We start from the raw sequence: 22,806 nt of genomic DNA on the forward strand, positions 1-22,806 counted from the left end.
TTGGACAGCCGTGTTTCCGACGCGGCGGCTCGCCGTCACACACCGGCCGGCGCTCCGCCTCGGTCCGCCTGCACGAGGAACGGCCGGCTCGCCTCCCCCATATATAGGGTGCGGTGGGGGAACGGGATCTCGATGCCTTCGGCGTCAAAGGCCTTCTTGAGCCGGCGGCGGTATTCACGCCCGACAGTCCATTGCTCCAACGGCTTGGTCTTGATGCGGATGCGGATGTTGACGGCCGAGTCGGCGAAGTGCTCGACCCCTACGATCTCGATCGGCTCCACAAATTTGCCCCCGAATTCCGGATCGTTCCGCAAGGCCTCCCCGACCTGCCGCATCACCTCGGCAGCCCGGTCCGTATCTTCTTTGTAGGCCACGCCCATATCCAGCACGAAGGCCGACCATTCCTTAGTCATGTTCGATAAGGTGGTGATCGCTCCGTTGGGAAAGATATGGACGACCCCGGAAAAATCGCGGAGGTTGGTGGTGCGGAACGTGATGGCCTCGACCAGGCCGCCGGTCCCGTTGATGATCGCCACATCGCCCAATCGGATTTGATCTTCCAGGATAATGAAGAACCCGCTGATCAGATCGCGGATCAGGTTCTGTGCGCCGAAGCCGATGGCCAAGCCCAGGATGCCGGCGCCCGCCAGCACCGGCCGGACATCCAAGCCCACCAGGGTCAAGATTTCGATGATCACGATGGACCAGATAAACGCCAACGCGATGGTGCGCAGAATGCCCGTGAGTGTCGCGGCTCGTTTCTGGGCCGTCCCGGGCACCGACTCGGTCCGTTCTCCGGCCAGCCTGATGATCCGTTCCAGATGCCCCAACCCGATCCGCACAAACCGGATCGCCGCGTACCCGAGCAGCACGACCACGCCGATCCGCACCGCCGCTTCCGCCACGGCGGCCCCCAGATGCATCAGCCACGGAACCATTCCTCCCCAGGACCATGCCTGCATACCATCCTCCTTTTGCATGATTTTCGATGCTCTAAAACTCGCGGATCACACGAACGCCGATCTCCGGCAGCGTCAGGTCCGTCGTGATGCGCACGCCCGCCCCTGCCTGGATCATCCAATGCAGGCCCACCTCATAGTGCGCCTGCGGCATGACCAGGACCGACGTGTCACCGCCGACGACCTGACTGACGTTCGTTTCCAGTCCGGCCACGAGCCGGGGCGTGACGTCGGCAAACAACGACACATTCGCCAGCAGCTCCGCGCGCCGCGCGGGCACGGCGCCCGCCACCTCGCCGCGGGCTCCCGTCATACCGAACAGGCTCCAGGTGTCGTCAAAACGCCATCCGGCTATGTACAGGAGCGCGGCCGTCCACACCGCCGGGTCGCGATCATACTGAATGATCGCCTGGGCGCCGTGGATGAACCGCTGGCGGAACGCCGTCCCGAAGGTCGTCTGGCCCGCGAACTTGTAGGCCTCCACCGTCGTGTCTTCCACGGGCAACTCGAATTCCACCGCCGACCCGTCCGCAAAGGCATACTCGATCTCGGGAGCCCATTCCACCCCTTTGCGGTCCCGGCTGCGGCGCACCAGCCCCAGCGGGTCCGGCGTGTTGTCGACACGGCGCGACCGCGGCCGGAGGGGAAACAGCGCCAACGTATTCGCTTCCCATTCTCCCCGCTTCGCGCCCAGCGGACGGACGAGGTCGAACACCATCGGCTCGGGAATGCGCGGGCCGCGCTCTTCTCCCGACACCCGTTCGATCGTCTCTTCTTCTCCCAGGTCCGGCATCATGCGCGGCACAACCACATCAGGAGCCTGAGTCCGCAGGGAGGCCATGACATCCCGAGCATGCGCGGCATTCAGGGATGGCGGCGGCGGAGCCGGCGGGCCGATGTCCATGGCCCGCGCCGGCCCGCAGAACATCCCGATCCATACAAACATCCATGTCGCCACCGATCGTATCATTGCGCCGCTCGATCACCATCCGGCTCATTCCGGCTCATAGCCGATTCCGACGATGAAGGCTTGACCCGTCCCTTCGCGGCCGGGCGCCGGCGCGCCGTTGTACCAACCATCATCATGGTGAGGAGGGCGTGAGCACCTGCTGTGGGAGGGTGAGCGCATTGCGCAGGACATCGATGGCCAATCGCGGGTGGTCCGTCAAGCCTGTGGCGAGAGATGAAGATCCCGCGGGCCGCAGGATCACCGGATTTTGCTCTTACGGCCTTTCACCAGCACGACGACGCCGATGATGCCGATCACGACGGCCAAAACGCCGAGCCATGCCAACGGTTCCATCAGAGTCTCCTTTCCATGTCCGTCAGACCGTCCGCGGCCGCCGCTGATTCGCCGCGTCCCACTGCCGCCGCAGCCATTTTTCCGCGCCGACGATGAGATAGACGGCGAGCGAGAGGGCTAGAATCGGCAGCCACGCGACGGCGTCAATCGGCACCGTGTGAAAGAGCCGGTTCATGATTGGCTGGTACGTCAACAGCAGCTGCAGCGCGACCATCGCGGCCACTCCGCGCCAGATCCACGGGTTGCTGAACAGGCCGACGTGGAACATCGTGTGCTCCAGCGACCGGCAATTGAACAGATAGAACAGCTCCACCATCACGAAGACGTTGACCGCCGCGGTCCGGGCAGCCGCGATCGACTCGGTCCGCTGCTCTTCCCAGAGAAACACGCCGTAGGCCCCGGCTAGCATCAACAACGACACGAGCACGATCCGTTCAATGAGCGTTCCGGTCAGAATCGGCTGGCTCGGCTCGCGCGGGGATCGCCGCATGATATCCGGCTCCTTGGGCTCGAAGGCCAGCATCAGGCCCAGCGCCACCGCCGTCGTCATGTTGATCCAGAGGATCTGCACCGGCAGGATCGGCAGCACCGCGCCGGCCGCAATGGCGGTCAACAGCACCAGCCCCTCCCCCATGTTGGTCGGCAGCGTCCAGACGATGAACTTGGTCAGATTGTCGAACACGCAGCGGCCCTCTTCGACGGCCGCCGCGATCGACGCGAAGTTGTCGTCGGTCAGGACCATATCGGCGGCTTCCTTCGCCACTTCCGTCCCGCCGCACCCCATCGCCACGCCGATGTTCGCCTGTTTGAGCGCCGGCGCGTCGTTGACGCCATCGCCCGTCATCGCGATGATCTGATCGCGCGCTTGCAGCGCTTCGACCAGCCGCAGCTTCTGCTCCGGCGACACCCGGGCGAACACGGCCGTGCGTTCCGCCGCGTCGGGCAGCGCCTCCCGCGACGTGGCCGCCAGATCCTGCCCGGTCATGACGGAGAGCTCGCCGTTCGGCTGATCCGTCCGCCCGTCCAAACCGATCTGGCCCGCGATCGCGCGCGCGGTCAACGCATGGTCGCCGGTGATCATTTTGACCGCGATCCCCGCGCTCTGGCAGGCGCGCACCGCCGCGACGGCTTCCGGCCGCGGCGGATCCATCATGGCTTGCAGACCGAGGAAGACGAGCCCTCCGTCGACATCGCGGTCGGCCAGCCTGTCGGCGCCCGGCGGCGGCGTTTTGCGCGCGAACGCCAGCACGCGGAGTCCCCGTCCGGCGAACGCCTCCGCGCGATCCAGGACGCGCTGCGGATCGAACGGCTGCTCCGTGCCGTCCGCCGCGAGCATCCGGTCGCAGAGGCCGACCACCTTTTCGGCGGCGCCTTTGAGGTAGATCATGACGTCCCGGCCCGACTCCAGACGGTGCAGCGTCGCCATGAACTGCCGTTCCGACTCAAAGGGAATGGCGTCCACCCGAGAGCACGCGCTCGCCATTCGATCGGGATCGACTCCGCCCTTGCGCGCCGCCGCGAGCAACGCCCCTTCGGTCGGATCACCCACGACCGTCCACCGGCCGTCGCGCTCGATCAGCCGGGCGTCGTTGCACAGGGCGCCGGCCAGCAGGACTTCGCGCAGCACATCGCGCAAACCAGGCTCAGGTTGAGGTCGAGGTTTAGCTTCAGCCTTAGCCTCAACCTCAGCCTCTCCTGCCTCCACAATACTCCCCACCGGCTCATAGCCGGCCCCCTCGACATCGAACACGCGATCTCCCGCGAGGATCGCCTGCACCGTCATCTCGTTTTTCGTGAGCGTGCCGGTCTTGTCCGAACAGATCACGGTGGTGCTGCCGAGTGTTTCCACCGCGGGCAGCTTGCGGATGATGGCGTGCCGGCGCGCCATCCGCCCCACGCCGATCGCCAGCGTGATGGTGACCGCGGCGGGCAATCCCTCGGGGATCGCGCCGACCGCCAGCGCTACCGCCGCCATGAAGATGTCCGTGACCGGCCGGCCGCGCCAGAGGCCCAGCGCAAAGGTGACGGCCGCCAATCCCAAAATCGCCGCGGTGAGGACCTTGCTGAAAGAGGCCAGCTTTTTGGTGAGCGGCGTCGCGAGCTGGGTCGTCTCGCCCATCAACTGGTGGATCCGCCCCAACTCGGTCTCGGTCCCCGTGCCGACGACGACGCCGGTCCCTTGTCCGTAGGTGACGAGCGTGCCCGAGAACGCCATGTTCTTCCGGTCCGCCACGACCGTTTCGGGAGGCAACACCTGGTCGGCCTTTTCGACCGGCAGGGATTCGCCGGTCAGGGCCGATTCATCCACGCGCAGCTCGCGCACTCCGGTGAGCCGCAGATCGGCGGGCACTTTGTCGCCCGATTCCAGCAGCACGACATCGCCCGGCACGATCTCGGCGGAGGTGATCCGGTGCTTCCGCCCGTCGCGCCGGACGGCGGCCTCGGTCTTCATCATGGCCGCCAGCGATTCCAGCGCCGCCTCCGCGCGCGATTCCTGGATGAAGCCGACGACGGCGTTCGCCAGCACGACGCCGAAAATCACACCCGCGTCGACCCATTCGCCGAGCAGGAGGGTGACGGCCGTCGCCGCCAGCAAGACGTAGATGAGCGGATGGTGGAATTGAAGCAGGAAGCGGATCAGCGGCCCCTGGCGCCGGACTTTCGGCAGGACGTTCGGACCGAACCGTTCGAGCCGCCGCGCCGCTTCATCGGAGGCCAGCCCCTTGGCCACATCGGTCTCCACGAGCAGCACGACTTCGTGGGCCGGCAGATGATGATGGAGGCTCATGAAGCCTCGTTCCCCTGCTCGTGAGGCGCGTCGAGCGGCGCTCGATGCGCATGCCGTCCGACGATCAGCACGGGGCATCCGGCCCGCCTCAGGATGGACTCGGCCACGCTGCCATGCAGGATCTCCACCTGCGCATCGAGCACCAGGGCCAGCTTGACCGCATAGGCGAAGGCCCGCCGGGCCGGCCGTTCGAAGTCGGTCGGAACGACGATGGCAGTCAGTCTCCTCATGGTCTCATCCCTCGCCCTGCCGTCCGGTTTCATCGGGGAAGCGGCCGGTCGTAAAGGCGTAGGTGTGCAGAAATCCGTACATCGCCTTGGCGGCGTATTTGTCGATCACGCCGTCCGACGTATGGCAGTCATTGCAGACCGCGACCGAGCGGTGGCTGCCTTTGATCCAGCCGGCGTACTGCTCCCGCATCACGTGGCAATTGACGCAGGCTTCGGGCTTGTCGGTGAGATAGGAGCCGCCGCGCGCGTAGACGAACGTGTAGACCCCGAGGCCGATCAGCATGCCGAGGCCGAGGGTCAAGGCCCAGATCGACGTCTGCCTGAGCGCCGGGCCGCGATGGCTCACGAGACGGGCTCCGGAATGATGAGCCCATGCGGACTCCGCTTGCCGGCCAGCGCCTCGCGCTCATCCTGCCTCAGGACCTGGTCGACCGGAAGCTGCAGGAGCGACGCCGCGTGAACCAGGCAATGGGCCCAGCTCGAGCGATTGACGAACAGCATCCCCGGCGTGCTCAGCGTCCCACCGTGGTTGATGTAGCCGAGCCCCGCCGTCTGCGGGCCGGTGTGCAGCGGGCCGAGCAGACCCAGGATCGTTTCCGGTCTGGTGTGCGTGACGAACAGGCGCGGCGCGACGCCGGCCGGGAAGAGCCGCGCGATCACCTCCGGCGAGGCCTGGTGGGTCTGTTCCGCGGCGGATCGCGCCGCGCGGAACCGCCCCGGCTCAAGGAGGTAGACGACGGTATGCGGGATTTCCTGCTCCGCCAGCCGCCGCGAGGCCGCCAGCACCTCCATCAACTGATAGGCGCCGACGGCCGCCAGGATGAGACGGGCCTGCTCCCGCCGGTAGCCGGCCCAGTCGAGCCGCAGGCCGCCGTCCTTCACCAGCGTCCGCGCTTCTTCGGGAGTCAAGAGATCGGGAATGACGTCCGCTTTCGGGACGACGAGGGTCCAGATCTGGCCGTGCGTCTGATAGAGCTGTTCCATCACGGCGGCGGCGCTGTTGAAGTCGGCGGGAAAGAGCACGCGCGAGACGTGCGACGGCTCGCCGAGCATCGCTTCCGCCATGCTCGGATCTTGATGTGATTGCTCGTTTTTCCCGTTCTCCCAGGTGTGCGACGTGAGGATCAGCGGCATCGACAGCCACCGCTGCGGCCGCCCCGCTTCCAGGCAATGGTTCGCGAAGATGATTTCCTGCCGCACCGCCCCATGCATCTTGCTGCCGAAGGCTTCGTACGTGTGCACCAGGTTGATGCCGCCTTTGTTGGCGAGCGCGGCGGACACCACCGCTTCTTCATTCAGCGCGGTGATGACGGCGCCGTCGATGGATTCCGGCACGGCCGGCTCGGGATCGGTCACGCGGAACTTGAGCCGTCCCAACGTCGCGACGAGCCGGTTCGACAGCATCTCATCCGGATTGCCGACCCGCGGGCGCAAGCCGGGATTCGCCTCCAAGACTGCGACGAACATCCGATCCACCGCCGTCATCGGCGAGGCCGTGGTCCAGCCTTCCAACGCGCGGCGCGCTTCTTCCAACACCGGCCGGAACGGCGGATCCGGAATCTTGGCCGCCGGCACGTCGCGATGGGCCAGGGCGTGATCGCGCTCGCGCGCTCGGGACGACGTCTCGTGCTGTTGAAAGAGGGTCACGGCGGCGGTGAGATCGGCCGGCGGGACCCAGAGCCGTTTCGCTCCCTCGTTGAACAGATCGGCGGCGCGGCCGTCGATGCGCGGATTCGCCATCAAGGGAAGGTTATGCGCCAGATTCGTGCCTTCGCCGGGAAAGCCCGCGCCTTTCGGGGCGACCGCGATCCCGTACGGCAGCGGGATCGGGTAGCGGCCGAGCCCCGATTGGACGGAGCCCCCCGCCGCTTCAAGCCGCCGCTCCATCTCGAGGATCGCCCAGAGAAAGGCGGCCGGGTCGCGGCCGTCGAAGACGATCGGATCGAACCCGTTCAGCTTCAAATGCTCGCTGAACCAGGCCGCGCCGCCCTGCTGCGACATCGTAGTCCGCTGATCGATGCGCCGGCCGTTCTTGATCATGATCGGCGTCACGATCCCGGAGTCTTCGGCCCGCCACCACCGCGGAGCCCAGTCGCTGCCGCGCTGTTCCTCGAACGCGCCGTCGGAGAGAAACGCGACGAGGCGCTCACCCGGCAGCGGCATGTGGACATACTGGAGCTCGGAGAATCCCAGGTACCCGCCTTCCGACACTCCTCCCGCCGTATGGACGTTGACATGGCTCCCCAGCGGAGAATCCTGGCGGCCGTCCCGGCCCAACCGGTACGAATAAAAATCCCGCACGTAACGGGTCAACCCGTCGTCGGTGACGCTGTACCGGGCGGCATGGGCGGCCGTCATGTTGCCCACCAGCAGATTCAATGAATCAACGGCGGCCACGCAATGGCCCTGTCCCATCAGCCATCCGCGGGTCACGCCCGTCAGGACGTTGGCGCCGAGATAGCCGGCATAGGCCGGCACCATGTTCAGCGATCCGCCGGTGTGGCCTTCGGGACGGACCTTGAAATCTTCCGTGTCGAGCGCCCGGCCGTCGAGGTACACGTTGCGGGCGTAGGTTTGATGGACGACCAGCCAGAGGGCGGCGCTCGTCAGGCGATCCAAACCCATGAGCAGGTCATAGAAGGCGACGGCATCTCCGGCCGCGCCGCGGCTCGTGAGGGACTGCGCCAACTCGTACACCGCCGCCTGCGTCTCGTCGTTGTGGCGGATCACGCCGTAGCCTTCGGCCCACCGGGCGAAGGCGGGGTCGCTCCGGCGGTACGCTGCGGCTTGTTCGGACGTGTGATCGTTCACGGTGAGGCTCCTTTGTTACCGAACGCTTGTCGTGTCGCACGAGCCGGTCGGCTTCGTCCCGCGCGGCGGCCCGCTCCCCTCCGGCGTCTTTCTTTATGATGCTCTCCGATACCGGATCATGTAGTACGGGCCCCACATGAGCAACCCGGCAACTACCCCGGTAAGTCAGAGAGCACGGTCATACGGTGCGCCCGGCCTGTTGGAACAGCTTGGCCAAATTGACGCCGCTCGAAATCACACCGATGTGGCTGAAGGCCTGCGGATAGTTCCCGAGAAAGGCGCCGGTGTCGGGATCGATTTCTTCGGGCAAGAGCCCGAGCGGGCCCGCCCGGGCGCAGAGCGAGTCGTACAGCTCCAGCGCGTCGTCGAGCCGTCCCTGCTTGGCCCAGTTGTCGACGAGCCAGAAGCTGCAGAGCAAGAACGCGCCTTCGTGGCCCGGCAAGCCGTCGGGCGAATCCTCCGGCAAATAGCGATAGAGCAGTCCGTTCCCTGCGCCCAGCCGCTCAACGATCGCGCGGGTGGTCGCCACCATTTTCGGATCGTCCGCGCGGACCACGCGCCGGAGCGGCAGCGCCAGGAGGCTGGCGTCCAGCCCTCCGCCGCCGAGATGTTCGGTGAGCGAGCCGATCGCGGGGTCCCAGGCTTCCGTCAGGACCGCTCGTTCGATCTCGGCGGCCGTCCGGCGCCACGCGTCGATGGAACCGGCGAGCTTGAATCGATCGGCCAGGCGGGCCGCGCGCTCCAGCGCCACCTGGCACATCGCAGCTGAATAGGTGAAGGGCCGGCCGCTCGTCCGCACCTCCCAGATGCCGTGATCGGGTTCCCGCCACTCGCGACCGGCGGCGTCGGCCAACTTGGCCAGGCGGGCCCAGAGCGTTTCCGGAATTTCGCCGTGATGCGCCGCCCACTGATAGGCGCAGTCCAGGATTTCCCCGTAGACATCGTGCTGCCGCTGCGCCGCGGCCGCGTTCCCCCAGCGCACAGGTCTGGACCGCCGGTATCCTTCCAAGCCGGGATCTTCGCGCTCCGTCGGCGGCATGCCGCCGTCGAGGTTGTACATCACCCGCGGACGGCCGTCCCGCTCCACGGCGTCCAGCACCCAGCCGAGAAAGCCCGCGGCCTCGTGCGACAGGCCGATGCGGTGAAGCGCATAGACGGAGAACGCGGCGTCGCGGACCCACGCGTACCGGTAGTCCCAGTTGCGCGTGCCCCCCATGCGCTCCGGCAATGACGAAGTCGGGGCGGCCACGATGGCGCCGTTTTCAAAGTGATCCAACAGTTTGATCGTGATGGCGGACCGGCGCACGAGGGCCGCTTGAGGACCGCGGTACTCGAGCGCCGCCAGCCAGCGCCGCCAGACCGAGACGGTGTCGTCATACAGTTTCGCCGGCTCGAAGTGATCGAGATGCGTATGGGACTGCCGCCAGCGCAGGAGCAGGTGCGCCGACTGTCCGGCCTTCAGCGTGATCCACGTGCGTAAGCCGGTGAGCGGGACGGTGGAGGAGAGATAGAGGTTGAGTTCCGGCAATGCGCGGCAACGGATTCGCAGCCCTCCGTCGCGCGGCTCCGCTTCCCCGCCGCCCCGCGGGGCGATGTCGATCCGCAGGCGTACCGTCCCGTCAACCACCGTCGCACGGCGCAGCAACTCGCGCCGTGTCGCCGGCACATCCTCGGTCAGGTCGGCGCCGGCCATGAGCGGACAGAAATCCGTGAGGCGCACCCGCCCCGTGGCGCTCTGCAAGTCCGTGATCAGCACCGCACTGTCCGGCTCGTACCATTGTCCCGACGCCAGCAACCCGTCCGGCGAGATCGTGAACGCCCCGCCGTCGACCGCGTCCAGCAGGCTACAAAACAGCGGTGGCGCGTCGAAGCGCGGCAGACACAGCCACGCGACGCTTCCGTCGCGGCCGACGAGCGCCGCGGTGGCGCCATCGCCCACCAGACCGTAGTCGGCGATCGGCAGATAGCCGTCGGTGTGAAGAATCGGTTTCATCGCGGATGGAGCCATCATGCCAGCCTCCTTCACGTCGAACGCGGGGCGAGGACGACCCGCTCGCAGGCGCTCCCCGTCATGCGGACGCCGCCGGGCCGCCGGACACGACCGGCACGCCGAGCTCCATCCGACTGAGTCTCCCGGCTCTCATGACGCCTTCCCGAACAGCACGGTCTGTTCCGCCTCCGGCGGACCGGCGGACCCCGCCGGATACTCGAGCAGCGGCACGCGATCTTCGGCCCAGCTCTCCAGAATCGGCTCGACGATCCGCCAGGATTCCTCCGCTTCGTCGTCCCGGATCGACAAGGTCAGATCGCCCTGCAGCACGTCGAGGAGCAGCCGGGCGTAGGCGGGCAGCCCGCCCGAGCCGCAGGGGCTCTCGAGCTCGACCCGGTCGAGCGCGAACAGCTCGCCGGGCGCGTTCACGTTGATCGCCAGTCCGATCCGGTCCGGATCCAGCTCGATCGTGAGCACGTTGGGCTGCGGCTGGGACTGCTGGCCGAACGCGAGATGCGGGACCGGCTTGAAGTGGATCGCGATCACGCGGCGGTCCCGATTCAACGCTTTGCCGGTCCGCAGCAGGAACGGCACGCCCGCCCAGCGCCAGTTGTCGATCACCAGCACCACTTGGGCAAAGGTTTCCGTCCGCCGGGCGGGATCGACGCCCCCCTCCTTTATATAAGGGAGGATCTCCCGCTCCCCGATCGCCCCGCGGCCGTAGCGCCCGCGCAACGTGCACCGGGCGACCTCGTCCGGCGAAAGCCGTCGAACCGCACGGAGCACGTCCACCTTGCGATCCCGCAGCTGCCGCTCGTTCAAACTCTGCAACGGCTCCATGCCGATCAGCGCCAGAAGTTGGAGCAGGTGATTCTGGATCATGTCGCGCAGCGCGCCCGTGCCGTCGTAAAACGACGCCCGCCCGGCGGCCGTCAGGGTTTCGTCCCAGATGATCTCGACCCGTTCGATGTGCTGGGTGTTCCAGAGCGGCTCGAAGATCCGGTTCGTGAAGCGGAATCCCAGGATGTTCTGGACGGTCTGCTTGCCGAGAAAGTGATCGAGCCGGAACACGTCCGGCTCGGGAAACGTGTCGTGCAGCAGGCGGTTCAGCTCCTGCGCCGACGCCAGGTCGGTTCCGAAGGGTTTTTCGAGCACCAGTTTGCTGCCCTTCGGCAAGCGGCCCGCGGCCAACGCTTCGACTGCCGGCTTGAAAAGGGCCGGTGGGAGCGCGAGGTAGGCGACGAGGGGATTCGCAATTCCGCCCAAGGCCTCCGCAACCTGACGCCGGTCGGTCACATCGACTTGCCGGTACTCCGTCCAGGCGAGCACGGCCGCGCGCGCGGAGGCCAGGATGGCCGGCGGCGCCTGGGCCATCTGCTGCTCGAGGTGACGGCGGAAGGCGTCGGTGTCCCACGCGTCCCGCGCCAACCCGACGATGCGGAAGCGGGCCGGCAACTGCCCCGCCTGGTGGAGCCGCGCCAGGGCCGGCATGAGATAGCGGGACGTCAGGTCGCCGGATGCGCCGAAGATGAGGAGCGTGTCGAGCATGGCGGTGGTTTGTTTGGTTTATCTGGTTTGTTTGGTTTATCTGGTTTGTTTGGTTTGTCTGGTCTGTCTGGTTCGGGGTTTGATGAAAGCGCGGGCGGGCGCGCCGTCGCCCTGCGCGATCTTGAGGGGGAGACAGATCAAGTCGTACGAGCCGGCCCGCACCTTCGACAGATCCAGCCCCTCGATGATCCACACGCCGGCATTGAGCAGCGCGCGGTGCGTGACGGCCGGGTCGCGATGAAACCCCGCCACCGACAAGTAGTCGATGCCGACGGTGCGCACCCGGCGCGCGGCGAGCCACCGGGCGGCCGCCTCGTCGAGATAGACGAAGTCCGTGACGAACCGATCCGTCTTCCAGCAGCGGGACGAGTTGCGGGTCTTGAACAGCAGGCGCTCGCCGCGGCGAATGCGCTGCGCGCGCAGCTCATGAAGCGTGATCGACTCCGGATCGCGGATCTCGATCACCCGCGCCGGGCCGATGGTCGCCGCCGCCGGCATGGTCTCGATGCCCCGACCGCCGGCCAGAAAATGCGCCGGCGCATCCATATGGGTACCGGTGTGAACGCCCAGCGCCAGCTCCGTCACGGTGCAGTCGTCGCCGCGTTCCATATCCAACCGCCGCGTGATTCGGACGGGCGGGTTGTCGGGCCAATGCACCATGCCGTCGCGAAGCGGCACCGTGATATCGATCCAACCGACAGCCATGTCCTCCCCGTTCCGGCGCGAGACGCTATTTGCAGAAGCTGCGCACGTACGCGATGATCTTCCAAGCCTCTTCTTCGCTCACGACCGCGGGCGACAACGACACCATGCCGGTTCCCTGAATGCCGTGCTTGACCGTCCAGAAGAGCTCGCCGTCCGTGCGCGCCTTCTGGAACGCGCAGTTGGTGAAATCGCGCGGCCCCGGATCGAGCATGGCGCCGGCCATGCCGTCGCCTTTGCCGCTCTTGCCGTGGCAGTTGAAACAGGTGCCTTTGCCCTCATAGAGAGCTTTGCCCTCTTCCACCATTTTGGCGGGCGCGCTCTTGGCGTCCTTGAACAACGGCGTGCCGAGTTTTTTCGCCTCGTCCAATTGCGCCGCCGGCACGCGCGGCTTCAGCGGATCTTTTTCCGGCGCGGACAGGGCGAGCGTCGCGGCCAACACGCTCACGCCTGCTGCGACCAGCCCGAATGTCCTTGTGTGCATGAAGGCCTCCCTCCTCGTCATGGTGGTTCTCGCAGCCTCAGGCTGCGCGCCGTTCCGACTTTCGGCCGCGCACGGTTTCCCGCTCCGCCTCTGGCGAACGCCAGAATCTCCCGTCGTCCGACGCCGACAGCTACTTGAACTTGGAGACGGCTCCGTCGACTGCGGTCTTGAGGTTGGCCCACGTCTCCTCGACCCCGCCCTTGAGTGATGCCCATGCATCTTCGGTCGACGCCTTCAGCTCGTTCAACTTGGCTTGAGCGGCTGCGATCTGAGCCCGCGCGCCGTCGATCTGTTTGTAGTACTCGATCCTAGCGCTCGCTTCCGCTGCATCCGCCTTCGCCTTCACCTGGTCCAGTGTGGCGGTCCATTCTTTGAGCTGCGCTTCCAGCTTGTCTTGATATGCCTCTTTGAGTCCCATGGGATCGATCCTTTCTTATTTGCCCATCGTGCCGATTCGGATAACTCCTGGAACAATGTTCTTCCCGCCAGGCAGCGCGGATTCCATTCTCAGGTTGTAGTTGACCACGCCCGGCTTCGTGAAGCACACGCTCGCGCTTTCGTTCGGCTTGATCGTCGCCGACTCCCGCATCGCCCCGAAGAGGTTCGAGAATCCGCGTTCACAAGACACGTCTTCCGCTTTGACATTGACCAAATCGATCCGCAACGGAAGCGTCCGCGAGTTGACCCATCTGACTTCGTCGCCGGGGTTGACGATCAGGTCCGCCGGTTCAGGTCCTTCAGCGATCCGAATATCGTGCACGACGCCCGAACGGCTGGTAGGCGGATGCGCGCAGCCCGCCACGGACAACCCCGCCACGAAACAAATCGACCACATGACCGCCAGACGACGACTGTGTGAATACATGTTCCCCTCCTCGATGATTAGAGATAGAAATCAAGCGTTCCATCGGCCCCAGAATCGAATAGCACGCTCGCTCTGGTTATGGATAGCGGGATAACTCCGACAGGACCGGCATGGTTGTCGGGGAAAGCCTGACAATGGAGGGAGTGGAATCGGCCGGCCGGCCGAGGAGAGGCGCTTACTCGATTCGAGCCAGCCCTTCCGCCGTCAACAGTCCCGATCCGACGGCGAAACGGACCAATTCAGCGCGGGTGCGCAAGCCGAGTTTCTCTGAGGAGACGCGCCCGGTAGGTTTCGACGGACTTGACGCTCAGCCCCAATTCCTCGGCCACCTGGGCGTTCGTAAAACCTTGCGCGACCCGGAGCAGCACCTCGCGCTCCCGGCGGCTCAGCCGATGGAGCGGCGCCGACGGCTCATCCCCTTGACCGGTCAACAGCCCCATGGCTTCTTCGCGAAGCGCCCCATCGGTGACGGCCAAATCGACGAACGTCCGCCCTTTGGCGACCGCGCGCACGGCGATCAGCAGCTCCGCATCGGCGACGCTTTTTGCGACGTAGCCCGTGGCGCCGGCCGCCAGCGCGGTGCGGACGTAGGAAATGTCGGTGTGCATGCTCAGGACGAGCACGTGCACGGCGGGCTGCGCCTGCCGGATCGCCGCGATGGCTTCCAGCCCGGAATGGCGCCCCATCGTGAGGTCCATGATCACGACGTCCGGCTCGATCTCCCGCGCCAGGGCCGCAGCCTCATCGCCGTCTCCGGCCTCCCCCACGACCTCCAAGTCCGGCTGGGCATTCAACAGCATCGCGAGACCGGTCCGCAGCACCGCATGGTCGTCCGCCAGCAGCACGCGAATCGCCGTCATGCACCCTCCCTCAACGGGATCTGCACGTAGACGGACGTGCCTTTCCCCGGTGATGATTCGATCGCCACGGTCCCGTTGAGCAATGCCGCCCGTTCATGCATGCTTTGGATGCCGAGCCCGGGCGGGCGGCAAGGTGCGCCGCCCCCGTCCACGTCGAACCCGCACCCGTCGTCTTCGATGACGGCTTTCACCTGTCCGGCCGTGCCGTGCAACACCACGCTCACCGTCCTCGCCGCCGCATGCCTGGCCGCATTGGTCAAGGCTTCCTGGATGATCCGGTACAACGTCGTTTCCACGGCGCTCGGTAAGCGGTCGGCCGCCAACCCATCCACGTGGACATCCGCCGCAATGCCGTGGGCCCGTCGGTACTCGCGCGCATATTGGCGCACCGCCTCCGCAAGCCCCAAATCGTCCAGCACGCTGGGCCGCAACCCCCGGGCGATGCGGCGCACTTCGTCGACCGCCTCCGCGGCGATCCGTCTCAGCGTCTTGGCCTGAGGCGCCGCCTCCTCCATCGCGCGGGCTTCCTCCAGCGACCGGAGCCCCACGGCGAGCGAGGTCAAGGTCTGCCCGATGCCGTCGTGCAGGTCGCGCGCGATCCGCCGGCGCTCGTCTTCCTGGGCCACCATGATCTTGCCAACCAGCCGCTCCCGCATGGCTTCAGCCCGTTTCCGCTCGGTAATGTTCTGGACCATGCCCAACGCAAAGATCGGCCCGTCTTCGCGATAGCGGAGCGCGGTGACGGTCAACTGTCCCCAGACCACCCCGCCGGCCTTGGTCCGATAGCGCTTTTCGATGTGATACGACCGGCGCGCGCCGCGCAACACTTCCTCCGCCAACCGGAGGTCCGCATCGAGATCGCCCGGATGCGTGATCTCTCCGAACGTCCTCCCGATCAGCTCGGGCGGGCGATACCCCAGCATCTCGCCGAACGCCTCGTTGACTTTCAGAAACCGGCAATCGGACCCGACGATGCCCATCCCGATCGGCGCCCCGTCGAAGATCCGGCGGAAACGCTCTTCGCTTTCCTTCAGCTCGCGGGTGATGCGCGTGGGCTCCGTGACATCGTTCACCACGGCGAGCCGCGCCCGCCAGCCGTCGATCGTGAACGAGTAGAGCCCGAGTTCGACGTCGATGATCGATCCGTCCTTCTTGCGGTGGCGCCAGTTGCCTTCGATCCTGGGGCTGTCTTGCGCCAGGGGCACGGCCTCCAGAAAGCGCGGCACGTCTTCGGGCGGCCGAATGTCCTTGGCGGTCATCCGCAGAAACTCCTCCCGCGAGTAACCGTAATGGCGCACGGCGGTCTCATTGACGTCCAGAAACGCGAGCGTGTCCAGATCCACGATCCACATCGGATAGGGCGCATGGTCGAACAGGAGCCGGTACCGTTCACGGCTTTCCGCCAGCAACCGCTCAGCCTTCGTCCGTTGCAGCAATTCGTCCTGGAGCGAGTCGACGGCATGGGACAGTTCGCTCGTCCGCTGCCGCACGCGGCGCTCCAACTCGGCATGGGATTCGCGCAGCGCCTGATGCGCCTCTCGTCTGGCTAGGCCCAGCTCCAGCGTGATCCACAGCAACACCACCGCAAAAAACCGGTTTGCCAGGTCGATCCAGACCGCCGTGCCGGCCGGCGAGAGAAGGAATCCCACCAGAGTCAATCCCGTGCACCCGGCGGTCACCAGCAGCGGAAACTGCCGGCGGGAGGACCACAGAGAAAAATACACCACCCCCGCGTAGAGAAACTCCGGCGCGGCCCCCAGCGGCAGCTCGAGATCAAGGACGAACAATCCGAGTATGAGCGCGATGAGCACGCCCTCGAAGAGGCCGCCGCGCTGGGCGTATCGGGCGCAGGACGCCAGCACCACCTGTGACCATTGTCGCCGGCCATTCCCTTCGCCATCGAGGGGATTGTCCGGCGCACCGCCAGGACAGTTCAGCCGGCTCCGAAAGAACGCGCGGGTCATGACTGCACCGCCTCCGCCGCCTAGTCTAGAGAGCCCCCTCAGGCTGCGCAAGGCGAACCGCCGCCGCAGCGGTGTCGGGACTGCCGCTTCGCGGCCCTGTCAAAGACGGGAGCCGGCCCGGCTCACAGCTCGCGGACGAATTGCAGCCAGGACATCGCTTTGACGCCTGGAGCCAAGGCGGTGGTCCCGAACGGGGTCGTCGAAGGCTGGTAGACCAGAAACATGTTCACGCCGCCGTGCGCTCTCTTCTCCCTCAAGGCTCGACCCAGTCGCTGCATCGGCGCAGCCATCGCCGGCGCCACCGTGCGCCCGGCCTTGCATTCCACGAGCGAAACCGATCCTCGCCGACCCGGAATCAAGAAATCCACCTCCAGCCCTTGCTCGTCCCGAAAGGAGTAGATCTCGGGGCGCCGGCCGGCGTTGATCTGAGCTTTGACGATTTCCGACGCGACGAACCCCTCGAAGAGCGGGCCGAGAAAAGGCGACCGTGCCAATTCGCGCGCCGAATCGATGCCCAGCAGATGGCAGGCCAACCCTGCGTCGGCGACGTACAGTTTAGGGGACTTGATCAGACGCTTGCCGAGATTCTCATAGAACGGCGGCACGATCAGCACCTGCGCCGTGGTCTCCAACACGCCGAGCCATTGCGTGATCGTCGGCACGCTGACGCCCAACGGCGCGGCCAAGTCGGTTTTGTTCAGAATCTGCCCATGGCGGCTGGCCACCAATGCGAGGAAGCGCCGAAATGTCGAGAGGTCCTTCACGGCCGTGACGGCGCGCACGTCCCGCTCCAGATACGTCTGCACGTAGGAATTGAACCACTGCGGCGCGGCGCCCGGACGCGCCACCGCCTCGGGATATCCTCCCAGGAGCAGGCTGACCTTGGGGCTTTCCCGCGTCGACAACGGGCGCAGTTGCAGCACGGCGGCCCGGCCGGCCATGGACTCCGTCACTCCCTGCATCAACGGCGCTTCCTGCGAACCGGTCAGCAGCCATTGGCCGGTCTTCCGGGGGCGCTGATCGATACGCACCCGCACCAGGCCGAACACTTCCGGCACATTCTGCACTTCATCGAGAATCACGGGCGGCGTCACGGAGTCGAGAAATCCGTGGGGGTCGGCCCGCAATCGAGCCACGATGGACGGATCTTCCAACAGGAAGTAGGCGGCCTCGGGGAAGAGATGCCGCAGGAGCCATGTCTTGCCGGCCCGCCTCGGCCCCGTCAGCACAACGGCCGCAAAGTTCCTTGCCGCCTTCCTGAGCGGCCCTTCCAGTTCACGATGAAGATATCGCATGGATGAGTATTCTAAAGTACGAGTTTAGAATTCTCAAGCCTGACGGAAGGTGATCGCCGACACCGGCCGGCGCATCATGATGACGAGAGGCGAGAAGAGGCGAGTGCGTGAAGACGACGCGCCGAAGACCGTCACGCCTCGCGGGGCGACGGAATCGTGACGGTGATCGTCGTGCCTTCGCCGGGGCGGCTCTCGATCGAGACCGTTCCGCCGAGCGGCCGCACTCGCTCGTGCATGCTGGTGAGGCCGATGCCCTTCCGGCTCTCCGACGGGCGGCCGGGATCGAATCCCGCTCCGTCGTCGGCGACCGTCAACGTGAGGCGGTCGGGACTGCCGGCCAGCCGGACGCGCACATGGGTCGCACGCGCGTGTTTATGGATGTTGGACAGGCTCTCCTGCAGCAGGCGATACAGGCAGACGATGATCGGCATCGGCAGGCGGCCGGGCACGTCCTCTTCCTCGAACTCGATCCGGAGACCGGCGTAGTCGGCCATCTCCTTGAGATGGCTCCGCATGGAGCTGGCCAACGACACGGTATCGAGATTTCGCGGATGGAGGTCGTGGGCGAGATGGCGGAAGTCCTCCAGGAGGTCGACGAGCTTTTTTCGCACCGATTCCAGGCGCGGGACCAGCGCGGGCTGGGCCGTCCGGAGCACTTTCGCCAGCGTATTGGCTTCCAGAATCGCGGCGGTGAGGCGCTGGCAATGATCGTCGTGCAGCTCGCAGGCGATCCGCCGGCGCTCTTCTTCCTGCGCCGAGAATAGTTTCCCCGCGAGATCACGCAGCTCGGCCCGGTTTCCTTCCAGCTCGAGTTGATGCCGGCGCAACACCTCTTCCGCTTCCTTGCGCCGCGTAATGTCTTTGAACGTGACACGCAGACAGCCGCCCTGGCCTTGATCGTTCCGAGCCGGGGCCGCTTGGAGGGAGGCAAAAAAGCCTCCACCGCGGGCTCGCTTCATTTCGAACTCACCGCTGTTCGGTTCTTGCTTGGCAACCACCTCCCGGCAGAACAGGATGAACCGATGGACATCGCGCTCGGAGAAGTAGGCATTGAAACTGGTCGGCGTCCGGCGTACCGGCTGTTCGCCCAGTAGCGCTAAACCGGCGGGGTTGATATCGATCATCCGGCCGGTAGAATCGATCGTGACGTAGCCGATGGGGATCGACTCGTACAATTCGCGATACCGGTTCCGGCTCTCCTCCGCCTCCGCCTGCGCCTTCCGTAGCTCGTGGCATTGCATCTCGAGCTCGATCTGATGCACGCGCAACTCATGGACCAGCGCCTCGACATTTTCCGGCGCGAGACTGGGGACCGACTGCTGCACCAGGCGGCTCAACTGCGTTTCGGCGCGCCGGCGAAGATCGTCCGGCTCTTGGGCGCGGCTCGCAAGGTTAGCCATAGAGACACCAGTCTTTCCGGCTTGTCTTTCCGGCTTGTCTTTCCGGCTTGTCTTTCCGGCTTGTCTTTCCGGAGACGCACCAGCTACCTATCCTGTTCATCTCTCCCTTACCCCTTTACCCCCGTTACCCCACTACCCCTCTTTACCCCGCTACCCCCTCCCTAGGCCTGACGATGGTGCCGATGCCGACCGGCATCCCTTCGCCGCCGGTGATGCGGAAGATCGTCAGCCGCACCGGCACACGCGTTCCGTCTTGGCGGATCAACTCCTTGTCGAACTCGCGGGGTTCGCCCGTCCCGAGCACATGCCTGACTACGGCCTCGTTGTCGCTGAGATATTCGGGCGGCGTGAGGTCCTGGTAGCGCCGGCGGCCGACGAGGGCCTCGCGGGGATACCCGAGCATGCGGGCGAGGGCCTCGTTTACGTCGACCAGGAGCCCCTCGGCCGTGGCGAAGCCCATCGCTTCAGTTGCCGACTGAAACAGCGCCGAGGTCCGCTCCTCCGCCTCGCGCCGCGGCGTCACTTCCAATCCGACTCCCCATTCGGCCCACCCGGGAATCGGCACTCGGCCCGCCAGGTTGAGCCACGTCACCCGTTTGATTGTCCCATCCTTGGCGGCGAGGCGCCACTCCCATTCTCCCGAGTCGGCGCCGCGCTGATCCCGCCCCCGGCCCAGCCGCGCGCGGGCGGCCGCCTCGTCGGGGAACAGCAGCTTCAGCTGGTCCGGGCGGCCGATGACCTCGTCCGCCCGATACCCCGTGACCCGTTCGCACTCCCGGTTCCACGCGATGATCCGATGATGCTCGTCGAACGCCGCGATCATGACCGGCATGTTCTCGAACAAGGTTTGCAGCCGCCGCTCGCTCTCGCGCAGCGACGCCTCCAGCTTTTTCACCGTGCCGATGTTCGTGAAGGTCAGCACGCCGCCGTCGATCACGTTGTCCATCGTCCGGTAGGGCATGATGCGCAGCAGATACCAGTCGCCCGTCTTCGTTTCGACCTGCAGTTCCTTGTACACCAGCGTGTCGAGCACCTCTTTCAGATCGTCGGCCAGCGATTCGTACTTCAAATTGGTCGCGATGTCGCTGATCGGGCGGCCGACGTCGGTCGGAATCAGCTTGATGACGGCCGCCGCCTGCGGGGTGAAGCGGGTGATGTGCAGATGGTTGTCGACGAAGACGGTCGCGATGTCCGTGCTGTTCAGCAGATTTTTCATATCGCTGTTGGCCCGCGACACGTCGTCCATCTTCTGCTGCAGCTCCGAGTTCACCGTGACCAGTTCTTCATTCAAGGATTGCAACTCTTCCTTCGATGTCGTCAGCTCTTCGTTCGTGCTCTGCAGCTCTTCGTTGGTCGACTGCAGTTCTTCATTGGCCGACTTCAACTCTTCCTGGGACGTTTCCATTTCCTCGATGGTGATCTGCAACTGCTCCTTGGTATGCAGCAGTTCCTTGGTAAGCGCGGTCGTTTCCTTGCCCCGCTTGCCGGTTCGTTCGGCGGCTCGGCCGTCGGGCGCCGGCTCCGGGCGTTTTCCCTCCTCGAACGCCACCAGCACCATGCCGCGGAGTCCCACCCGCCCCGTCACCGGCCTGACGATCACCGACACCGTCTCATAGCCTCCGTTCGCCTGCACGCGAATACCCTGTCCCGTGATTTCCCGCCGGTGGAGCAGGGCCTTGCGGATGAGGCTGCCCAATTCCAGCCGCAACCCTTCCCGGGCCATCGTGAAGATGTTCATCGCCGCTTCCCCGGACGCCGGCTCCAGATACTTCCCCGTGCGCCCCTGGATGTACAAGATTTCTCCGCCTTCGTTGACCAGGACCGACGGGGGGGCGAACCGCTCCAAGAGAATTTGGCGCGACGCCTCGGCCAGGGAAATGCCCAGCTCCGTCTCCGACTTGCGGGCTCCCGGCGCCTTGCCCGCATCGCGGGGCAGCAAGGTGGACGGCAGATCCACGTAGGACGCGGTGCCGGCACGGGACTCCTTGCGGCGGAAGATCTTCCACTTGTTGTCGACGGGGGCGAACAGATCGTGATAGCTTCCGATCGTCTCGCTGGAACCCAAAAACAAAATCCCGCCGGGGTTGAGCGTGTAATGGAACATGGGCAGCAGCTTGCGCTGGAGCTCGGCCGTGAAATAAATGAGCAGATTCCGGCAGCACAGCAGATCGAGCTTGGTGAAGGGCGGGTCCATGATGACGTTCTGCGGTGCAAAGACGATCATCTCCCGGATCTGCTTCGCCACCCGATAGCCGTGATCCTCCTTCACGAAAAACCGCTGCAGGCGGGCCGGCGACACGTCCGCCCGAATCGTCGGCAGATAGACGCCCTGGCGGGCCCGATCGACCGCCTCCTTGTCGATGTCGGTGGCGAAGATCTGCACCTTGACGGTGCCCTCCAGCTTCAGCTGGTCCAGACACTCCGCCGCCACGATGGCGACCGAATAGGCCTCCTCGCCGGTCGAGCAGCCGGGAATCCAGATCCGCACGGCGCCGCCTTTGGGCTTGTTTCGCAGCACCGCGGGCAGCGCCTCCTTCAGCGCCTTGAACGCCTCCGGATCGCGGAAAAAACTCGTCACGCCGATGAGCAGCTCCCGGAACAGCAAATCCAGCTCGTGGGGATTGTCCTGGAGAAACTTGGCGTACTTCGCGAGCTGCGCGATCTGGTGCACGTTCATCCGGCGCTCGATTCGGCGGTAGATCGTGTTTTTCTTATAAAAGGAAAAATCGTGTCCGGTATGGGTCCGCAGCAGGGCGAAGATGCGGGCCAGCGCCCCGGACACCGTCCGCTCCGTCCCCAACGCCTCGCGCGGCACCTTGGAAGAATGCCGCGCGTAGGCGAGAAGCTTGTCGGGCATATCGTGAGGAGCGGCCACGTAATCCACCAGCCCGGTGCCCAACGCGCTCTTCGGCATGCTGTCGTACTTGGCCGACGACGCCTCCTGCACCACCGCAAGCCCCAAATGCTCCTTGATCGCTTTGATCCCCAGCGTGCCGTCGCTCCCCATGCCGGAAAAGATGACCGCGATCGCCCGGTCCTGTTGGTCCTCGGCCAGGTGCCGCAGGAACAGGTCGATCGGCGCGCGCGCGCCGCGGGGCGTCGTCGGTTCATGCAGGTGCAGCACGCCGTGAAAGATCGTCATGTCTTTATTGGGCGGAATGATATGGAGGCGGTTGGGCAGGACCGGCATCTCGTCTTCCGCCTGCACGACTTTCATGGTCGTGCAGCGGCGCAGCAGATCCGGCATCATGCCCTTGTGCGTGGGATCCAAATGCGGCACGAGCACGAAGCCGAAGCCGCTGTCCGCCGGCATGTGGGCGAAGAACTGCTCGAAGGCCTCCAAGGCGCCGGCCGACCCACCCATGCCGATGATGTACGACGGCCGCTTCGTCGATGAGGACCGGCGCGGCGTGCCGGCGGCAGACTTCTTGCGAACTGCCGGGCGTGGCGCCGACCGAAACTCTCCGCGTCTAGTCGCCGGTCTCTTCGGCATCGCGATCAGGCTCCCGGTGAGTTGGGAAATCGGTTTGCAAAGGGAGCAAATTGTAGGCTTGTGCCGGGATGCTCGCAAGAGGCTTGGAAGCCTTATAGGGAGCCGGAACGGAGT

The 22,806-nt window shown here is 65.7% G+C and carries 17 protein-coding genes; all 17 read right to left on the reverse strand.

The genetic code is table 11. The features are described from left to right. Nucleotides 1–35: 35 nt before the first annotated feature. Complete coding sequence (locus NITMOv2_RS17830) at nucleotides 36–962, reverse strand: mechanosensitive ion channel family protein (RefSeq protein WP_083448163.1); 927 nt, start codon at nucleotides 960–962, stop codon at nucleotides 36–38. Nucleotides 963–993: 31 nt separating this feature from the next. Continuing rightward, the gene (locus tag NITMOv2_RS17835) at nucleotides 994–1,929 is read right to left on the reverse strand and encodes a hypothetical protein (RefSeq protein ID WP_145976411.1); all 936 of its coding nucleotides are present in this window, start codon (nucleotides 1,927–1,929) and stop codon (nucleotides 994–996) included. A 355-nt stretch (nucleotides 1,930–2,284) separates the two neighbouring features. Then, the gene (locus NITMOv2_RS17840) at nucleotides 2,285–5,050 is read right to left on the reverse strand and encodes a cation-transporting P-type ATPase (protein WP_053381156.1); all 2,766 of its coding nucleotides are present in this window, start codon (nucleotides 5,048–5,050) and stop codon (nucleotides 2,285–2,287) included. Beyond that, complete coding sequence (locus NITMOv2_RS17845; RefSeq protein ID WP_053381157.1) at nucleotides 5,047–5,280, reverse strand: adenine nucleotide alpha hydrolase family protein; 234 nt, start codon at nucleotides 5,278–5,280, stop codon at nucleotides 5,047–5,049. The genes NITMOv2_RS17840 and NITMOv2_RS17845 overlap by 4 nt, the downstream gene beginning before the upstream one ends. A gap of 4 nt (nucleotides 5,281–5,284) precedes the next feature. Next, a complete protein-coding gene (locus tag NITMOv2_RS17850) occupies nucleotides 5,285–5,626 on the reverse strand; it encodes a NapC/NirT family cytochrome c (RefSeq protein WP_053381158.1) in 342 nt (113 codons plus the stop codon). Next, a complete protein-coding gene (locus tag NITMOv2_RS17855) occupies nucleotides 5,623–8,091 on the reverse strand; it encodes a phosphoketolase family protein (protein ID WP_053381159.1) in 2,469 nt (822 codons plus the stop codon). The genes NITMOv2_RS17850 and NITMOv2_RS17855 overlap by 4 nt, the downstream gene beginning before the upstream one ends. A 178-nt stretch (nucleotides 8,092–8,269) precedes the next feature. After that, the gene (locus NITMOv2_RS17860; protein WP_202967257.1) at nucleotides 8,270–10,102 is read right to left on the reverse strand and encodes a glycoside hydrolase family 15 protein; all 1,833 of its coding nucleotides are present in this window, start codon (nucleotides 10,100–10,102) and stop codon (nucleotides 8,270–8,272) included. A gap of 129 nt (nucleotides 10,103–10,231) precedes the next feature. Next, on the reverse strand, nucleotides 10,232–11,629 hold the full coding sequence (locus tag NITMOv2_RS17865) for a glucose-6-phosphate dehydrogenase (protein ID WP_053381160.1): 1,398 nt from the start codon (nucleotides 11,627–11,629) through the stop codon (nucleotides 10,232–10,234). Between the two features lie 36 nt (nucleotides 11,630–11,665). Then, complete coding sequence (locus NITMOv2_RS17870) at nucleotides 11,666–12,334, reverse strand: cyclase family protein (RefSeq protein WP_053381161.1); 669 nt, start codon at nucleotides 12,332–12,334, stop codon at nucleotides 11,666–11,668. 25 nt (nucleotides 12,335–12,359) lie between these two features. Then, nucleotides 12,360–12,815, reverse strand: a complete 456-nt coding sequence (locus NITMOv2_RS17875) for a c-type cytochrome (protein WP_053381162.1) — start codon at nucleotides 12,813–12,815, stop codon at nucleotides 12,360–12,362. 130 nt (nucleotides 12,816–12,945) lie between these two features. Continuing rightward, the gene (locus NITMOv2_RS17880) at nucleotides 12,946–13,233 is read right to left on the reverse strand and encodes a sll1863 family stress response protein (RefSeq protein ID WP_053381163.1); all 288 of its coding nucleotides are present in this window, start codon (nucleotides 13,231–13,233) and stop codon (nucleotides 12,946–12,948) included. 15 nt (nucleotides 13,234–13,248) lie between these two features. Beyond that, nucleotides 13,249–13,680, reverse strand: coding sequence for a cupredoxin domain-containing protein (locus NITMOv2_RS17885; RefSeq protein ID WP_053381164.1), 432 nt, complete (start codon nucleotides 13,678–13,680; stop codon nucleotides 13,249–13,251). A 239-nt stretch (nucleotides 13,681–13,919) separates the two neighbouring features. Then, nucleotides 13,920–14,540, reverse strand: coding sequence for a response regulator transcription factor (locus tag NITMOv2_RS17890; protein ID WP_202967258.1), 621 nt, complete (start codon nucleotides 14,538–14,540; stop codon nucleotides 13,920–13,922). Continuing rightward, complete coding sequence (locus NITMOv2_RS17895) at nucleotides 14,537–16,504, reverse strand: PAS domain-containing sensor histidine kinase (protein WP_053381165.1); 1,968 nt, start codon at nucleotides 16,502–16,504, stop codon at nucleotides 14,537–14,539. Before NITMOv2_RS17895 ends, NITMOv2_RS17890 begins: the two co-directional genes overlap by 4 nt. A gap of 122 nt (nucleotides 16,505–16,626) precedes the next feature. After that, nucleotides 16,627–17,799, reverse strand: a complete 1,173-nt coding sequence (locus NITMOv2_RS17900; RefSeq protein WP_053381166.1) for an ATP-binding protein — start codon at nucleotides 17,797–17,799, stop codon at nucleotides 16,627–16,629. 131 nt (nucleotides 17,800–17,930) lie between these two features. After that, nucleotides 17,931–19,199, reverse strand: a complete 1,269-nt coding sequence (locus tag NITMOv2_RS17905) for a PAS domain-containing sensor histidine kinase (protein ID WP_053381167.1) — start codon at nucleotides 19,197–19,199, stop codon at nucleotides 17,931–17,933. 142 nt (nucleotides 19,200–19,341) lie between these two features. Further along, a complete protein-coding gene (locus tag NITMOv2_RS17910; protein WP_187299259.1) occupies nucleotides 19,342–22,692 on the reverse strand; it encodes a CheR family methyltransferase in 3,351 nt (1,116 codons plus the stop codon). Between the last annotated feature and the right edge of the window lie 114 nt (nucleotides 22,693–22,806).

The organism is Nitrospira moscoviensis (assembly GCF_001273775.1).
In the GTDB taxonomy this organism is placed as follows: domain Bacteria; phylum Nitrospirota; class Nitrospiria; order Nitrospirales; family Nitrospiraceae; genus Nitrospira_D; species Nitrospira_D moscoviensis.

Excerpts from the sequence above, each read along its gene's own strand:
- NITMOv2_RS17830 (WP_083448163.1), bottom strand. The coding sequence starts at position 962 with ATGCAGGCATGGTCCTGGGGAGGAATGGTTCCGTGGCTGATGCATCTG.
- NITMOv2_RS17835 (WP_145976411.1), bottom strand. The coding sequence starts at position 1,929 with ATGATACGATCGGTGGCGACATGGATGTTTGTATGGATCGGGATGTTC.
- NITMOv2_RS17840 (WP_053381156.1), bottom strand. The coding sequence starts at position 5,050 with ATGAGCCTCCATCATCATCTGCCGGCCCACGAAGTCGTGCTGCTCGTG.
- NITMOv2_RS17845 (WP_053381157.1), bottom strand. The coding sequence starts at position 5,280 with ATGAGGAGACTGACTGCCATCGTCGTTCCGACCGACTTCGAACGGCCG.
- NITMOv2_RS17860 (WP_202967257.1), bottom strand. The coding sequence starts at position 10,102 with ATGATGGCTCCATCCGCGATGAAACCGATTCTTCACACCGACGGCTAT.
- NITMOv2_RS17865 (WP_053381160.1), bottom strand. The coding sequence starts at position 11,629 with ATGCTCGACACGCTCCTCATCTTCGGCGCATCCGGCGACCTGACGTCC.
- NITMOv2_RS17870 (WP_053381161.1), bottom strand. The coding sequence starts at position 12,334 with ATGGCTGTCGGTTGGATCGATATCACGGTGCCGCTTCGCGACGGCATG.
- NITMOv2_RS17875 (WP_053381162.1), bottom strand. The coding sequence starts at position 12,815 with ATGCACACAAGGACATTCGGGCTGGTCGCAGCAGGCGTGAGCGTGTTG.
- NITMOv2_RS17880 (WP_053381163.1), bottom strand. The coding sequence starts at position 13,233 with ATGGGACTCAAAGAGGCATATCAAGACAAGCTGGAAGCGCAGCTCAAA.
- NITMOv2_RS17885 (WP_053381164.1), bottom strand. The coding sequence starts at position 13,680 with ATGTATTCACACAGTCGTCGTCTGGCGGTCATGTGGTCGATTTGTTTC.
- NITMOv2_RS17890 (WP_202967258.1), bottom strand. The coding sequence starts at position 14,540 with ATGACGGCGATTCGCGTGCTGCTGGCGGACGACCATGCGGTGCTGCGG.
- NITMOv2_RS17895 (WP_053381165.1), bottom strand. The coding sequence starts at position 16,504 with ATGACCCGCGCGTTCTTTCGGAGCCGGCTGAACTGTCCTGGCGGTGCG.
- NITMOv2_RS17900 (WP_053381166.1), bottom strand. The coding sequence starts at position 17,799 with ATGCGATATCTTCATCGTGAACTGGAAGGGCCGCTCAGGAAGGCGGCA.
- NITMOv2_RS17905 (WP_053381167.1), bottom strand. The coding sequence starts at position 19,199 with ATGGCTAACCTTGCGAGCCGCGCCCAAGAGCCGGACGATCTTCGCCGG.
- NITMOv2_RS17910 (WP_187299259.1), bottom strand. The coding sequence starts at position 22,692 with ATGCCGAAGAGACCGGCGACTAGACGCGGAGAGTTTCGGTCGGCGCCA.